General features: G+C 38.7%; 12 protein-coding genes. 6 read left to right on the top strand and 6 right to left on the bottom strand.

Annotated elements, in window-relative coordinates:
• Positions 1 to 52 precede the first annotated feature (52 nt).
• Positions 53 to 3,019, top strand: coding sequence for a glycoside hydrolase family 2 TIM barrel-domain containing protein (locus tag N824_RS24340; protein ID WP_084498440.1), 2,967 nt, complete (start codon positions 53 to 55; stop codon positions 3,017 to 3,019).
• Between the two features lie 127 nt (positions 3,020 to 3,146).
• On the opposite strand, the gene N824_RS24335 is transcribed toward N824_RS24340, so the two are convergent.
• Positions 3,147 to 3,932: an SDR family oxidoreductase gene (locus tag N824_RS24335; RefSeq protein WP_048907688.1), complete on the bottom strand. Its 786-nt coding sequence runs from the start codon at positions 3,930 to 3,932 to the stop codon at positions 3,147 to 3,149.
• Between the two features lie 3 nt (positions 3,933 to 3,935).
• Positions 3,936 to 5,081 carry a radical SAM family heme chaperone HemW gene (hemW, locus tag N824_RS24330; protein WP_084498439.1) on the bottom strand — a complete coding sequence of 382 codons (1,146 nt, stop codon included), beginning with the start codon at positions 5,079 to 5,081 and terminating at the stop codon, positions 3,936 to 3,938.
• Here hemW and N824_RS32895 point away from each other — a divergent pair.
• The 3 genes from N824_RS32895 to N824_RS24315 all read left to right on the top strand — a co-directional run bounded on the left by N824_RS32895 (position 5,019) and on the right by N824_RS24315 (position 6,053).
• Positions 5,019 to 5,216, top strand: a complete 198-nt coding sequence (locus N824_RS32895) for a hypothetical protein (RefSeq protein WP_048907686.1) — start codon at positions 5,019 to 5,021, stop codon at positions 5,214 to 5,216. The two genes, hemW and N824_RS32895, sit on opposite strands and share 63 nt — an antisense overlap.
• 98 nt (positions 5,217 to 5,314) lie before the next feature.
• A complete protein-coding gene (locus N824_RS24320) occupies positions 5,315 to 5,647 on the top strand; it encodes a hypothetical protein (RefSeq protein WP_048907685.1) in 333 nt (110 codons plus the stop codon).
• A complete protein-coding gene (locus N824_RS24315) occupies positions 5,640 to 6,053 on the top strand; it encodes a nucleotidyl transferase AbiEii/AbiGii toxin family protein (protein WP_052334263.1) in 414 nt (137 codons plus the stop codon). The genes N824_RS24320 and N824_RS24315 overlap by 8 nt, the downstream gene beginning before the upstream one ends.
• A gap of 117 nt (positions 6,054 to 6,170) precedes the next feature.
• Here the strand turns inward: N824_RS24315 and N824_RS24310 are convergent, their stop codons facing one another.
• From N824_RS24310 to N824_RS24295, 4 genes are all read right to left on the bottom strand, one after another.
• Entirely contained in the window at positions 6,171 to 7,328 is a 1,158-nt protein-coding gene (locus N824_RS24310) for a carboxypeptidase-like regulatory domain-containing protein (protein WP_048907684.1), read from the bottom strand.
• A gap of 127 nt (positions 7,329 to 7,455) precedes the next feature.
• Entirely contained in the window at positions 7,456 to 7,614 is a 159-nt protein-coding gene (locus N824_RS32085; protein ID WP_161662358.1) for a hypothetical protein, read from the bottom strand.
• A gap of 1,231 nt (positions 7,615 to 8,845) precedes the next feature.
• Entirely contained in the window at positions 8,846 to 10,789 is a 1,944-nt protein-coding gene (locus N824_RS24300; protein WP_048907682.1) for a hypothetical protein, read from the bottom strand.
• A gap of 158 nt (positions 10,790 to 10,947) precedes the next feature.
• Positions 10,948 to 13,440 carry a hypothetical protein gene (locus tag N824_RS24295; protein WP_048907681.1) on the bottom strand — a complete coding sequence of 831 codons (2,493 nt, stop codon included), beginning with the start codon at positions 13,438 to 13,440 and terminating at the stop codon, positions 10,948 to 10,950.
• 1,079 nt (positions 13,441 to 14,519) lie between these two features.
• On the opposite strand from N824_RS24295, the gene N824_RS24285 reads away from it, so the two are divergent.
• Positions 14,520 to 15,281: a hypothetical protein gene (locus N824_RS24285; protein WP_052334262.1), complete on the top strand. Its 762-nt coding sequence runs from the start codon at positions 14,520 to 14,522 to the stop codon at positions 15,279 to 15,281.
• A gap of 14 nt (positions 15,282 to 15,295) precedes the next feature.
• A complete protein-coding gene (locus N824_RS24280; RefSeq protein ID WP_048907680.1) occupies positions 15,296 to 16,840 on the top strand; it encodes a glycoside hydrolase family 172 protein in 1,545 nt (514 codons plus the stop codon).
• The last annotated feature ends 27 nt before the right edge of the window (positions 16,841 to 16,867 follow it).

The following is a 16,867-nucleotide window of genomic DNA, read 5'->3' as shown; positions in this document are numbered from 1 at the left end:
TATGCCACACCAAAATTGGATGTAAAAGGCCGATTTTACAGCCCCGAGATGAATAAATACTTGTCGACSATCCCAMTATTGGGTACAGGATCCGCGCAAGCGTCCGAATGATTTTTTTAAAACGGATTTTGACGATAGCAAATGGGATAATTTTAAAGTACCTGCCAATTGGGAGACCAATGGATATGGCTTGCCTATTTATGTAAACCAGCCATATGAATTTGCCGGTCGTAAAAATACAGGCGCTAAAATGAATCCTCCTTTTGATATTCCAGTGGATAATAATCCTGTAGGGTCTTATCGTAAGAAATTTAGTCTGCCCCAGAATTGGGATGGTCGACAAGTATTTATTCATCTCGGGGCTGTAAAATCGGCCTTTTATATCTGGATAAATGGTAAAAAAGTGGGTTACAGTGAAGACAGTAAACTTGCCGCGGAATTTGATATTACCAAATATGTAAAGCCTGGAGAAAACCTGGTTGCGTTGCAGGTATTTCGATGGAGTGATGGTAGTTATCTGGAGTGTCAGGATATGTGGCGTATTTCGGGTATTGAGCGCGATGTTTATCTGTATGCCACACCAAAATTGGATGTAAGAGATTTTAAAGCAATAGCAACACTTGATAAATCATATAAAAACGGAATTCTTTCCCTTACTGCAGAAATAGACAATTACAGAATAGACAAAAAAACCATGCACAGCAAACCTGATAGCTTTGCTGTTGAATTAGGTCTGGTGGATCCTAAAGGTAAGTCTGTTTACAAAGATGAAACAAAAGGAGCTAAAACAGTTCTTGGGAATTTTAAAAGCATAGTTAGTTTTAATGCACAGGTAGAAAATGTAGCAGCATGGACTGCGGAAACGCCAAATCTGTATACACTATTCATCACACTTAAAGATAAAAAAGGAGAGGTTTTAGAGGTTATTCCTCAGCGTATCGGTTTCCGTACAATTGAACTGGTAAATAATAACTTTCTGGTAAATGGTAAGCGAGTATTCTTTAAAGGTGTTAATCGTCATGAGCATAATGCAACCCAAGGACATACACTTACCCGTGCCGATATGAGAAAAGATATGGAAATGATGAAAAAGCTGAATGTAAACTCAGTGAGGCATTCTCATTATCCTCCTGATCCCTATTGGATGGAGTTATGTGATGAATATGGTCTTTATGTTGTTGACGAAGCAAATATAGAATCCCATGGTCGCTATTATGATCTGGCGTATACACTGGGTAATGATAAACAATGGAGGGTTCCTCATTTGGAGCGTATTAAAAGAATGTATGAACGCGATAAAAATCATTCGTCAGTAATCACATGGTCACTTGGAAACGAAGCAGGAAATGGTGTTAATTTTTATGAGGGCTACGACTGGTTAAAGTCAAATGACATCAGACCAGTACAATACGAACGCGCAGAGGAAGATTACAATACAGATATGATTGTGCCTCAGTATCCAGATCCGAATTGGCTTAAGGAATATGCTAACAGCAAACCAGACAGACCTCTTATTATGAGCGAATTTGCACACATTATGGGCAATAGTCTGGGTAACTTTAAAGAATATTGGGACGTTATAGAAAGCCAGCCTAATTTACAGGGAGGTTTTATTTGGGAGTGGATAGATCAGGCAATTGATACGGTTAAAAACGGTAAACGCATTAATGCGTATGGGGGAGACTTTCCATTAAGCGGTCCCGTTAATCAGGATTTTAGTGACAATGATTTTTGCGTAAAGGGTGTTGTGACCAATTATAGAGGAATGACGCCAATGGCTGTTGAAGTAAAAAAGGTATATCAGTATATTAAAACGGCTTACAGCGGGTCAAATAAGATCAGCATCAATAATTCTTACTTTTTCAAGTACCTTGATAACGTTGGGCTTGCATGGGAACTTCTGGAAAATGGAAAGGTTATAGAGAAAGGTAGCATAAGTGCTTTAAATATTGATCCAAGAACAGAAAAGGAGATCAGCTTGCCTATTAAAACCAAGGCTAAGGAAGGAGCAGAATACTTTTTAAATATTTATTATAACCTTAAAAAGGAAGAGCCATTCTTGCCGGCAGGATATAACATCGCAGCAGAACAATTTGCATGGGGCGGTACAGCTCAACCCGTTAAAATTGCAACTGCTAATGGCAAATTATTGATAGAAAAAGAATCAGGTAAGGCTGTTGTAAAAGGCAAAGACTTTTCAGTAGCTTTTGATATGGCAGCGGGTATTATGAGTACCTACAGTATTAAAGGAATCCAAATGCTTACCGAAGGACCAGTCCCGGCATTTTGGCGTGCACCTACAGATAATGATATTGGTGCAGGTTTTAATAGTAGCTTAAGGAAATGGCGCAACGCATATACTGAAGGTAAACTAAGTGTGGCAGATATCAAACAAGATGGATCAGGTGATGTGACCGCAACATTTACAAAAGAGTTGATAAATGGTGATGCCACTGTAACGCAAATATTTACAGTCAGGGCAGATGGAGTGGTTAAAGTAGACAACAAGTTTACGGCCATCAAAGGAAAGTATCCGTTAATGCAGCGTATCGGTAATGATCTGCAATTGAGCAAGGAATTTAGTAAAATTAATTTCTATGGCCGCGGCCCTGGAGAAACCTATTGGGATCGTAAAACAGGGTCATTTATTGGATTGTATAGTCAAACTGTCGATGAGCAATATTTCCCATATGCTCGTCCACAGGAAAGTGGTAATAAAACAGATGTACGCTGGGTGAATTTTACAGATAAAAAAGGAAAGGGGTTAAGCTTCGGTATGGCCGACAGCTTATTGAGCTTCTCAGCACTTCCATATTCGCTAAATGATCTTGATCCGGAAGAAGAGAAACAGCAGTATCATTCAGGTGAACTTATTAAGCGGGATAAAATTTACATGCACATGGATTTGATTCAAAGTGGTGTACAGGGAATTGATAGTTGGGGTTCAATGCCATTACAGGAATACAGAATTCCTTTTGTAAAGCATGAATATTCTTACTGGATTAAACCGATAAAATAGCCAAACAAAAGGGAACGTAAATTTACGTTCCCTTTTTTGATTAAACTCCTATTCCTTTTGTTCTGATTTTGAAATGATTGCGCAAACGTTTGCAATTTTTACCATCTCGCAGATTGCTGGTGAAGTGCTAGGTAACTTTTGCTGTTCTAAGGTATTTAGAGAATCTTAAAGGGAATAATCTTTTAAACAAAACACCCTTCACTTCTTTCCCCCCAATGTATACTTCCTCTCTATTTGATTTAACCGCCTGAACGATCTTTTTGGCGCAATCTTCCGCTAACATGCCATTTTCCTGTGCGCTATCCATGGTGCCCTGTGGTGTGCCATTTGCTGTTAATGCATTAAGCGTAACGTTGGTTTTAATGAAACCCGGACAGATAATTGCAATGTTTATCTTTTTGTCGTACACTTCTGACCGAAGTGAATCAAAGTATCCATGCAATGCGTGTTTTGAAGCTGAATAAGCAGAGCGCATCCTCGTGCCAAACTTTCCAACCAGGCTACTTATGCAAACAATATTACCCCCGCCATTCGCAATCATATTAGGTAGCACTGCTTTACTTAGGATAGTTGTTCCCCAAAAGTTGACATTCATTAAACGTTGTTCAGTTTCAAGATCGGTTTCCAGAGCCAACCCACGCTGACTAATTCCGCCACTGTTGATCAGAATATCAATGTGACCATAAATACGAATGGCCTCTTCAGCTTTCCCACTTAAGGAGGCTGTATTTTCAAGATCTAAAGACAATACATGAATATTTACCGGATTCTTGCAATTCGTTTTAACCCGAAATAGCTCATCACGATTGCGCGAAGATATAATTAATCTTGCTCCTGCTTTATTGTATTCATAAACCAGGGCTTCGCCAATTCCAGAGGATGCTCCGGTAATCCAAACAACTTTATTATTCATTACTTAATATTTAAGGTGATCATCTTCTGTTATAAACAATTCAGATGCGATATGATCTGCAAATAATTTTCCGTCTAATGTTAAAACAAGATGGTCGTTCTGATTCTCTAACCACTTTTTTTCTATAAAAGGCTTTATATTTTTAATAGTGTCCGTTAAGAACACCTTACCAAAATCTGACTCAATTTTAGCTAAACTTGTACCCCACATTGTTCTTAGTGAGGTCATAATATATTCATTAAACCTGTCGTAAAGGCTAAGTTCTTCAATCGTTTCGGCGAGTTTTCCGGCTTGCAATTCGCTTAGGTAGGCTGCATTATTTGCGATATTAAGATATCGTGTTTTACCACTAAAACCATGAGCGGATGGGCCTATCCCCAAATAAGGAATCCCGCGCCAATAATTGGTATTATGAACGGCATACTGGCCTGGTTTGCTGAAGTTCGAAATTTCATAATGCTCAAAACCACCTTCTTTTAATTTATCAATAAGCGTAATAAATTGTGAGGCGCTCTGTTCATCATTAACAGGAGCCTGTTTGCCTTTTTTTATGGCACTTGCAAGTGCAGTACGTGGCTCAACTGTTAATGAATATGCCGAAATATGTGGCGTTTGGAATTCAATAGCTTTATTAATATTGCTTAACCATTTGTTGTCGGTTAGCAAAGGATAGCCATAAATAAGATCGATGCTCAGGTTTTCAAATCCTGCATCCTGACTACGTTTTATACAGGTTTCAGCCTCGCCCGCATTATGGGCTCTGTTCATCCATATCAGATCCTCATCAAAAAAAGATTGTATTCCAATGCTGAATCTGTTAACAGGTAATTGTCTTAATTCACTAATCTTTTTAGCATCAAGATCATCAGGATTTGCTTCAATAGTAATTTCAGCATCTGATGAAACAGAGAAATGCTTAGTTATGGTATTAAATATTTTTTCAAAGCCTTTTGATGGAAGCACAGATGGTGTTCCTCCTCCAAAATAAATAGTGCCGATCTGATCGGTTACTCTGGATTTTTTACGAATAATTTCCTCGCATATCGCATTAGTCATCTCATCAACGTATTTTAAAGAGGTGCTGAAATGAAAGTCGCAATAGCTACAGGCTTTCTTGCAAAAAGGAACATGGATATAAATGCCGGACATCCGGCAAAAATAAGGTATAAAAATGACTTGTGTGCAGAAGATAATGTCTTTAGTCAGAAATATGAAGGCCATAAGGAGCTGATCCGATTAAACCCGAAGAGACACCATTTTGAGATTATAGAGAGATTTTTTTAGTAAAATGATCTACGACGATTCCTCTCATTCTTTATATTTTTATTGCCTTTAACATGGATATTCCGTATTTTTGTTAAACAGTGTAGGAAAGAAAGATTATGTATTTTGGTGACTATAAAAATTTTCCTGATGTAACCCTTAATCCAAAATTGCTCTGGGAGTTTAACCTCAGTGATTTTGATTATAGCGAAATGCGTGATGTAGTTGTTCAAAGGGTAATTGAGCGAGGATGGCCAAAAGACTGGTATTTTATATTAAACAAATATGGGGTCGAAGGGGTAAAATTGGCCATTAAAAATTTGGCTTATCTGAATGATAAAGATATGATCTTTGTAAGCCATCAATTTAATATACCCATAACTTCAATGAAATGCTACGAAAAGAAACAGTCAGTGAATCACACTGGAACTCCTAAACACTTTAATGAATGATGAATTGCTGAAGGCTTTTTTCCTAGTCGGCGGAACGGCTTTGTCTTTGCAAATTGGCCATCGGATAAGCATTGATCTGGATTTGTTTACTATAGCTTCATTTGATGACAACCAGATGCTGTCTGATTTGGAAGATAAGTACAAATTTCAGTTGGATTATCAATCTAAAAATACCCTTAAGGGAGAAATTAGTGGGGTTAAAGTTGATCTTATTACACACAATTATCCATTGGTTAAACCATTATTAAATTTTGGTAGTGTGCGCATGGCTTCTCCTGATGATATTGCTGCAATGAAACTTAATGCCATTTCTGGTAATGGAACGAGATTAAAGGACTTCATTGATATTGCATATCTTTCTTCTTTCATGACACTTATTTGTTGTTTTGTCGGTGTAATGTGTTGATTATAAGATGNNAAYTYTAWYCCNSACWWMTKKCWMMMWTAANGGTATWWWWANGAYTKATSTRSAKWWGNWWACNTMTRKMTTCAKKWGTATGGAGACTATAAAGAGCTGATCAGATTAGCGAAGGTAATTACTAATTAGTTTACGGCGTTCAAAAGAACGTATAATCTCGTTTTCCAACGGAGTATGTGAAATCCTAGTATTACGATCCCATGTGTCACTGCTGTATGGAATGTTCTTCATCAATCCCACATCGTGGATCTTTGGTGTGATGATCATGTATTTCTCTTTCGAAAGTGCATCATCGTAATCGTACATTAAGATTTTTGCATCATAAAACAATTTCTTAGCCGTCACAAAACCAAATGTGGCCTTGCTGGTGAATTTAATATCTGCAAAGTCAAGAACGATAGCACCATCTACAGTCTTTTTAAAATTCACTATCGTATTTACTTCTGTGTCTTTTAATTTTAGTGGGCCGCTCAGGTCAAATGAAAAGTTAAGGATTTTCCCTTCAAGTTTCAATACGTCATAATTCTCAGTATCAATGAATATCTTTCCAGCGAACATATCATGGGTCTTGTTACTTTTAGGCGTACACATGATTACAGCAATTTCATGCATATTAATTCCTGTTATATATTGGATGATACGGCAATCATACAGAGAATCCGGCTTTTTCGTTATTGGTTTTCGCACAATATTACTTGGTAAATATCCTGTAGACATAAAGCTAAAGAAACTAAAGTTTGTAAAGCTGATCATACTTTTCTCCAGATTAGCATACCTAGTTTGTAGTGGTTGCCAGCCAGTCATGGCAAAACTCTGCCATTGGCCGTTAAAAATAGCTTCCTGCATGCCAGTGTAGGTATTTCCCTCCTTTGTGAACTGCCTGATGTATCCTTTGCCATAATACTTTCTGGTAGCATGGGGATAAGTTTTTTCAAATGCTTTCCTGATTAGCTGGATTGCACCATCACCGTCAACCACCACCGGATCAAGGCTGATGGATGCAGGGCTAAGCACGATTGATAAGTGTTGGGTGGTATCTGTAACCGTAATTTTTTTGGTCTGATAACCGACATAAGATATGCTTAATGTAACAGGAAGCACATCTGTATGAATCTCAAAAGCACCTTCATCATTACTTACGGTAGCATTGTGATTCTGGTCATTGTAAATGCTCGCATTGGGCAAGGGTTGTTTATTAGTTGAATCTGCAACAATTCCATGCAGTTTAATGCCTGAATATACCTGGGCAAAAAGCTCCGGCATACAAAAAGTAAAACCAAGACAATAAAGAATAAGAATCTGATAAAATCGCATAAGGATAAAAATAAGAAATAAAAATAGGAGCAATGGTATTGCGCAATACCATGCTCCTATTGTAGACTGTCAGCCTCTAAAGAGTAACAGTAGCACTCGCTTCCCAGCCGTCATTACTTGCTTTAGCAGAAAGACTCCATGCAGCAAACTCCATTCTCTCTTCCAGCTCTTCTACTTCGAACATTTTAACCAACTCTGGTTGATAGTCCTGTAATTCTTCGGTTGAATTTTTCATAATAGTAAATAATTAATAGGTTATCCGGATGAAATTAAATAGACATCAGTAAGCCACCCGGCCTAACTTAGCTGATGCAACCCGCGAGTTTTTTATAATAAAATGATATAACATCCTCCCCACTAGCCAATAAAAAATAAATACAAAAAGATATTCACTCTTCAAGTCGTTGAATGAAAGTTCCAGCCTTATCATTTTCATAAACAGATCTGAAAGGATAGCCGGAAAATGAATTATACTATCAAAGTGGCTTATAAGCATAAAGCCCATATAAATCAAAATAAAAGCAGTGTTAGCCATACCGTAAATAAATAGCCATTTATCTGTTCGGCTAAAAACAACAGGCAAGTGTTTACCGCGTGAAAAAAGTGCTCCAAAAWCTTMSYTNACCAGTTTATTGGCCTTTGGCAGTAGATTCGGCGTATTGGTGATATCTGAAAATACCCAGTAACCATCCATACGTACAAAAGGATTCAGCTCGAACAATATTTTCAGATTGATAAGATAAAAGGCAGTCAGCAGGGTTTTGTTGCCTGTAAAATAAAAAATCAGAAACAGACAGACAGCGTAAAGCAATTCATTGGTTGCACCTGCCAGATTTACTATGATACGGCGTTTTTTAGGCACTTGCCAAATGTTGGTTACATCTGAATACAACACCGGAAAAATAAGGTAAAAAGCAAAACCGACCTCCCCATGCTCAGTGCCTGCTTCACGGCAGGCTGCAATGTGCCCGAGTTCGTGTATCAGCACCGAGGGGTAAACCAAACAGGCCAGAAGTAACAAGTTGGTATTTGTCCATTCCAGAGCCTGTTGCGGCGGATAATTGATAAGTATCAAGGTAACTAGGCCGGCAAGTATAGTGATCAGCATGAAAAATAAGCGCGGCGAGTACAAGAAACGAAAGGGGGTAGATAAGGCTCCTGCTACTGAAGCTGAAAAGAATGGCACTTGCAAATGCAGGTATTTCCCCTTTTTCTGAACCTTCCCATTTTCCTCTTCTGTTAGTATTTGAAAGCCGGATAGCTTTTCCTTTGCAAGCTGGCGAAATGTATCGGTACTTAGGTGTGTATTAAAATGCAGGTTAAAGTCCTGTGCAGCTTCTTCATAGCTCTGATGTTTCTGCAGTAACTGTACCAGGGTGGCGCTTGCCTGATTCAACCGCATATGGCGGCCATCCATGGTTTTTAATACCCAGCGGCTGTTGTCTGTTTCTGAAAGTGAGAGGTCTTTAATTAGCATGGGTAAGAGAATATTTTTGTTCGTATAAATGCAGCGTATTTAATACTGTAGCCGTGGTGAAAACTCGATTATGATCATCTATTATTACGTTGACGCCAAAGGAGCTTTTGCGCCAGCGCTCAACAGTATCTAACCGGGTAACATTTGTTGCCGGAAGTAACAGTATCCGGTTGGTGGGCCAGCTACCATCGCTGGTTTGGTGCCTCAAAAGCCAATCTGCACCTTTCTGTATTTTTTCTAAATAGTGTTTATCGTTGAATTGCAATAGTGCCTTCATGGCCAGCGCAGTATAAAATGCACTGGGCTCATTTACAGCAGGATTATACCAACAGCCGTCTGAGTTTTGTATATTGCCTAACCAGCCCGCCATTCTTGCCGCGGCATCTGGATGTTTCTTTGTCTTACTAAGTGCCATTAAGCTAAATGAGGTGGCATAAATTGGACTGGTCCACCAGTACGATGAAATATATCCTTCATCGTGTTGTTGTTTGAGTAAATAACCAATCGTATCGTCGTAAGCCGCATGGGTTTCCATAAAAGATAATACACAGGCGGCTACAGCCGACACACAATTATGCGGCATTAACCAGCCTGCAACGCTTATCTCTTTTTCCATGCCGAGTTTTTCCCGTAACGATATTTCATTGTTATAAGTTGCCCACCCACCATTATCATGCATAAACGAGCGCCAGCTAGCCATTGTCGCCTCCGGTATTTTACCCCCCTTATTCTTTTGCATCCATATAAAAAAATTAATAGAGTCAGCGTCAGCGATGATATTTTCATTATACGCTGTTCCGGTTCGGGAAAGTAATTGCTCAGATGCTTTTGCTATCAGTGTTTCATTCCCGGGTATATCCGAGAGCTGCAAGACAATATAAGCTGTAATCCAATCTCTGCCAAAGCCGGCCGAGGTGAGAAAATCACGCCAGTAACCATCCTCCTGCAAGGAGCCCTCCATAAAATCTATTCCTGCTTTGGTTGAGTGCTGTATTGTTCTGGCCTGTAAATGACCGTTGCTTTTCCGCGCCTTGTCCCTTGTTTTTTCAATAAGCAGATTTATTTCCCGTATCTGATTATGACATCTTTCTTCTTTGCTTGTGATAAATGTCGCTAACCTGTTAAGCTGGGCTTTTAATGCTACAGTTTTTGCAAGCTGGAAATGGTCAATGGCATTCTCCAAATTTCTTACAGCTATGCCTGAAAGAAAAAGAAAACGGTATTTAGCATCATCTGAAACTGTGGATAAATCATGTCCTTGTTCTTTAATTGATTCCTCCACCAGGCTATGTGCATATGTCCATTGTTCTTCTATCCCATCTTTTTTAAAATCGTCGAGATCATCAAGATATTGAAATCCGATATGCAGGTGCTGCAGACATTCTAACCAATGGGGGGTATCCTTAAAATCCTCAAGCATCAACCCATTCAATGCATAAACAATGGCATTGCATACAGCAGACTTACCGGCTGCAACTTTCTTGAATACTGTTTCAGTAATTAAGGGCCTTTTTTGTGACCATTGTTTTTCTAAGAAGATGGTGTTGAAGTACTGCAATTTGCAGGCTTCGAAGTACTGCCAGAAAGGATTGCTATTTTCGTACAGCCTCCCCAGCTCCGCTGCTGATCTCTCGAAAAAACTAAAAAAAAGATAAAGATTTGTTTTCTTTTCTGCTGTTCCCGTCTGACTATCAGTCATATGGTCATAAATCAATAGTGCCCTAAAATAAAGGTAGCTGGCAAAGCCTAATTTCTCAAGTTTGGCTGTAGGTATATTAATATCATTTCTGCCATTCTCCGTAAGAAGCTGGATTAAGTTAAGATAAAAGCTATGCGAATGATATAAATCTGAAGCAGTAAGCGTTTCTTTTATTGCGTTTTCCAAGAAAAGTGCATTCACGTATTCACTAAACTGATCAGTAGTTTTACTCATAATTTAACTCTGGACTTAAACGACAATTGCAAAAACCAATGATATTTATTGGGGTTTTACGTTCAAAAGCTTTAGAAATTAAATTTAATCAATGAGATTTATCTGGTCAATCACTGAAAACCAGTATTTTAATCTAATGGTATGAATTTTAATAGAGATTATTTCACCACAAATTTAGTGGCGGACTTACAGCTATGTGCTATTGAAAAGCTTCCATCACTTCCTGAGGTAAATGACTTAAGCACTCCATTTACAGCTATTTCATACTTTTTACCAGGACTTAATCCCTTTAGTGTAAATTGATATTTACCAGGCGAGGTCATGGTCCATGAATATGCATTAGTATCCCATGAATTAATCTCCATGTCGATCCTATGGTTAATAGCAGCATTAATCTGAAGCAACATCACCTCATCATTCTGGGGGTAATACGTAAGTTTATTGTCTGCCTTATTTGCACCAAAGCTTTCTTTGCTTTTTATTGAAAAACCTTTTGTGCTCATTAAATAGTCGTTAACACCTAGTTCCAGGTTATAAACTGTGCTGCGGTTTGTATAAGAGAATTTTGTTCCATTTAGCGTGCTACTCATATTTGGTTCCAATCCCATCCTGTTCCATTTTGGCCTAATTCCATAAATATCCCTGTACAAAGCCGTAATACTTGTACTTATGCCAGCCAAAATATCATCGCCCAATCCAAGTTGAGTAGTCCTGCTATATCGCTGAGAAGAGAGCCCATCCTTTTTATACTGGTTCAGCAAGTTATTGATGTATTTAAGAGCAATGGCCTTATCGTATTTTGCATAAGCCCTTACACCAAGGTATCCCCAGGTTGGAAATATGTCGCCATTTTCATATTTAGGGAATGGCCAGTTGCCTTCACTAACCTCTTCTCTTTTGAAAGAATCAAAACACAATGGCCAGTGAAAAAGATTTTCAGCTTTAGACCTCTGTTCTATCTGGTCAAGGATCATCGCTATTCTTTTTGGATCATCACATATACCAAAGGCTATAGCTGCAAAATTTACAGGAGTAACCAGATTATCTCCATGTACAGAGCCATCTTTGTCTCGCCAATATACATACTGCTGTTTAGCCGCCGACCAAAATCCACCTTCCTCAACCGGCTTGTTAAAAGCGGTTTTTAAGCGAGAAGCTATTGCTGAATAGTGATCTGATTTTTGCTGGTTGCCCAATACTTTTTCGCATTTAGACCACAGGGTCAATGCCTCATACATCTGTGCATTTACAAAAGAATTCTCAAAACTGGCCCAAACAATATCTAACCAGTCGCTTGCTTTTTTATCTGCAATACCATCATTCATCATTTCAAAAATCCCATTGTTGTTCGAGTCACGTTTGATTAACCAATCCAAAGCCCTTTCCGCACTCAACTGATGAGACCGCAACCAATCGACATTTCCGTTTAAATCAAATTGCTCACTGGTATTAATCACGTAACCTGTTTGAGAGTCTATTGTATAACCCCACATTGCTTCGTAATATCCGGTTTTAGCATTGTATGTTCCCGGTATCTCATCACCAGCAGCATTGTGCCAGCGGGATAGAACACGGCCATCGCTAAGCATGGCCTGATCCCGCTCCTGATCAAGCGTTGCCGACATGTTGTTGGTATAGTTTTGGTCATTAACTGCCATTCCGATCTGGGCAAAGAAAGGTTCATGCAAACATTTCCAATTGGTTAACCAGCCATTTGCCCCTATTATGTTATTATCTACAACACCATATCGCCCAGTTGTGTTTAGCAGTTCCCGTACCGCCACCGCGTCTATGCCAGCCAATGTTCCCCTTGAATACTCACGGTTATAATCCACATAGTGTAATTCAAAACTTACTTTAGTTCTTCCTTTTTTAACTTCAAAAGGAGCAAATACATCAGCCTTTTGCGAAACAAACCTGCTTAAATCGTAGCGCTGATTCAGTTGTGTATCTGTGATTAACTGCGTATAGGTAAACTCATTTTTATCGCTATGTGAATATTTGGAAGCAATTTCTTTGCCTTTATCGGTTTTTGCAGTAATACGCAAAGCATCTCCAGATTCGGTATTCCAGAATGTTACCTCACCTGTATGTACTCCATAGGTGTCGTTTACCTGTTTAAGGTATTTACACCAAACCATGCCTCCATTATCCATAATTCCTCCTTTCCAGACTGATAGGTCAGTAAAATTCCATTTAGGAAATGCCATATCTTCAAGATTAGCATCATTATCATAATCACGTGTGATATCCCAAATTATCTTGTTGCCATTCAATTTAAAATCCCATATTTCTTTCACTGAAATTGCCCCATTTMCATAACCAATGCCACTTAACGTTACCCCATTTGCATTTTTAGTAACAGTGATGTGCTTATTGTCTTCGCCCGATGAGAAGGTTGCGTTACTTGTTCTGATTCCGGTATACACCCCTGACGAGGAAAGCGTATTTTTCCCATTTAAACTCAATTGTTTAATTACACAGCCATTTGAGTAATCAATTGTAATTGATGTTTTTTTATCAGGAACAGTGATTGTAATTGTTTTGGCACTAACGTTATACTCAATATCACGGTTCACTAATTCAACAGAAAAACAAACATCATGAAAAAGAAACAGAAAAAAGGAAAGTATCAGGGTAAGTCTCATCATTTTGAATTTTCGGAATATTATCAAAGCTAACCGGAAATTAAAGTAGTGCCTTTATAGTAAAGAACATTTTCTTTATACTTTTTGATACCTGTTTATCAGGACAGAACAGTACAGGATGGTTAAGGATTTCATAGCGTTAAATTTGTGGTAATTGAAGAAAACCATTTATATTCCAATGAGAACAAGCTTACTTTTTTTACTTTGCTTCCTTGCAGGTATTGCAAGTCCACTTTCTGGTCACACCAAGGAAAAGCCAAAACCAAAGATCATCAATATCGTGAATTTTATCCGTTTGCTTGAGCCCAGAGATCCAAAGATTACTCAGGATGTGCTTTATCAAACGGTAGTTAAGCAAGTAGAAATGATGAAAAAGTACCACTTAGGAGGAACTTTTTTATTACAGTACGATGCCTTGATGGACAGCCGCTATCAACAGCTGTTAAAAAGCTTACCTAAGGATGCATTTGAAATTGGCGCCTGGTGGGAAATCCCACAACCAATGGTAGAGAAAGCCGGACTGAAATGGCGTGGCCGTTACCCATGGGACTGGCATGCTGATATCGGCTTTTCAACAGGATATTCTCCAGAAGAACGTGAGAAGCTAGCAGACGTTTATATGGCCGATTTTAAAAGTATTTTTGGCTACTATCCTAAATCCGTAGGCTCGTGGTTCATTGATTCTCACACCTTAACTTACCTGTACGAAAAATATCACATTATAGCATCCAGCAATTGCAAAGATCAGGTAGGTACAGATGGTTATACTTTATGGGGTGGTTATTGGAATCAGGCTTACTATCCAAGCAAAATAAATTCATACATGCCGGCACAAAATGAAAAGAACCAATTGCCTGTTCCTATTTTTAGAATGCTTGGGAGCGATCCGATCCGTCAATACGATAATGGTTTGGGTACAGACAGACAAGGGGTAATTACACTTGAGNMWRYWYMKSCWGMKKCCGGNNAGKGGWTTNNMKAYMWKKRYAAASTNRSTYCKKYAAMRAATTYKTTRAAGRANSAGTYTANNNMMYWKGYMKAMWCYCMKSCGGNRTCAGGAGAATTCGTTTACCTGGGATGCAATGTCAAAAGGCTTTCAAATTCAGTTACCATTAATTGCAAAGCTTAGAGACGAGAAAAAAGTAAAAGTAGAAACACTGGCAGCGTCCGGACAGTGGTTTAAAGATAATTACAAAGTAACCCCGGCAACTTCTGTTACAATAAATACCGACCTTTCAGGAAGCAACCGTAAAACAGTATGGTTTAATAGCAGGTTCTATAGGGTTAATTTACTGTGGGAAAACGGATCTTTAAACTTTCGTGATATTCACCTATTTAATGAGGAATTCCCATCAGTTTATACCAAAGATAAGGCAACCTCTAATGAGTGTTCTTTCTTTACGCTTCCTTTTGTAGACGGCTATATCTGGAGTAAACCTGGCACTATAGCGGGTATGCGTTTTAAAGCATTGGAGAATGGTAAAGAAGTGTTGCTTGAAGGGGGTGATCCTGTTATAGAAAGTCCGACTACGGGAAAATTACACATCGCATGGCCTTTAAAAAACAAGGCTGCATCGTTGGTAATGGATATTGATGAAAGGCAAATGACATTAAGTGTTAAAGGAAGTAAGCCTATCAACTGGTTCTTAGATATGACCGCTGCAGAAAATGCAGTGCTCCCTTTTAAAGCAATCAATGCCAATAAAATTGATTGTCAGTTTGAAGGAATGAACTATTCTATTACAGCAATTAAAGGTACCTTTAGTAAGCCAGATAATAAAACGGTTTTCAGGATAAAGCCAAGTAAGAATATTGTGCAGGTTGATTTTTCTGGCAAAAAGTAGAGTGATTTAATCATATGCAAAAATTTACAACAGGTATTTTAACAGTATTATTGATAGCTGCAGGATTTATTGGACGCTCGCAGACGGTATCCACAGCCTCGCTGCTTAAGGAAATGACAGATTTTAATGCTGTTACCTATTGGCCCAAGCTTTATTACAGTGCTGGTCAGGCCAGCAGTTACGATCGTCATTCTATTTCGCCGGATAAACCCGGATGGTTTGCCAATGGCGATAACTCGCAGTTTATAAGGGTAGAGCAGAACGAAGGACATAAAGAATATGTTATGCTCGATCAGGAAGGCCCGGGTGCATTGGTGCGTTTCTGGCTAACCACTTTTAAAAGAGCAGGTAAACTCAGGATTTATTTTGACAATAATCCCAATCCAGAGATTGTTATACCATCTTACGATCTGATGAAGATTGATCTAAAGCCCGGCCCCGCTTTATTAATTCCCCATTCCAGTTATCAACCTTTAGAAAAAGGAGGCAGTACACTTTACTTACCAATGCCGTACGCAAAACATTGTAAGGTTACATGGGAAGATGCACAACCCGAAATAAAGGAACCCAGATATTATCAAATCAATTTCCGCAAATACGACCCAAATACAACTGTTAGAACATTTAGTTTAAAGGAGGCTAGAAGTTTAACCACTTTACTAGATAAGGTTAACGAACAGCTTTTAAATCCTGTAAATGTTATTAAAGGAAAAAAATCATTAATAAATCAAACTATTCCACCAAAGCAAACGGCATCCGTAAATCTGCCCAAGGGAGCAAATGCAGTTAAATTCTTAAGCATTGAAGTTTCAACTCAGGATAAGCAAAATCTAGAGAAGCTATTGAGGTCAACCATTCTAAAGATCAAGTTTGATGGCGAACAAAGTGTTGAATGTCCGATCGGTGATTTTTCAGGATCAGGAGTAGGTGGCAAGCCCTTGCAAAGCTGGTATAGGACTGTTACAGCTGATGGGAAAATTATATCCAGGTGGACTATGCCTTATCAGAAATCGGCTACTGTATCACTGGAAAACCAGAGCGATCAGTCGGTTTCCATCACATTAAAAGCAATCAGTCAACCTTACTCATGGAACACCAACAGTATGTATTTTCATGCACATTGGAAGTTTTCAGAAAAAGTCCCGATAAAGAAATGGGATGAGACATCTGGAGCTATTGAATGGCAGCTTAGCAAAATTAAAGGCAAAGGCATCTTCCTTGGAGATAGTTTTGCAGTATTAAATCACATGCATACCTGGTATGGCGAGGGTGATCAGAAATTATATGTAGACGGTGAAACCTTCCCTTCAGAATTTGGCACAGGAGCCGAAGATTACTACAATACTTCTTGGGCACCCGTGGCGCTTTATCAATCTCCTTTTGCCAATGCACCTCGGGCTGATACTGAAGATTCGTACGGTCATAATACTTTTACCAGAACAAGAAACCTTGATGGCGTAACTTTTAAAACAGACTTTAAATATGATCTGGAAATGTTGGGCTGGGCACATGGCGAAGCCGACTGTGCTGCTACAACTTATTGGTATGGCTTCAGGTAAAACCAAATAAGAACCTTACTTTAAACC

The organism is Pedobacter sp. V48, assembly GCF_000523515.1.
Lineage (GTDB): Bacteria > Bacteroidota > Bacteroidia > Sphingobacteriales > Sphingobacteriaceae > Pedobacter.
Note: the sequence above shows the minus strand (reverse complement) of the source record. Positions and strands in the feature narration are given on the sequence as shown.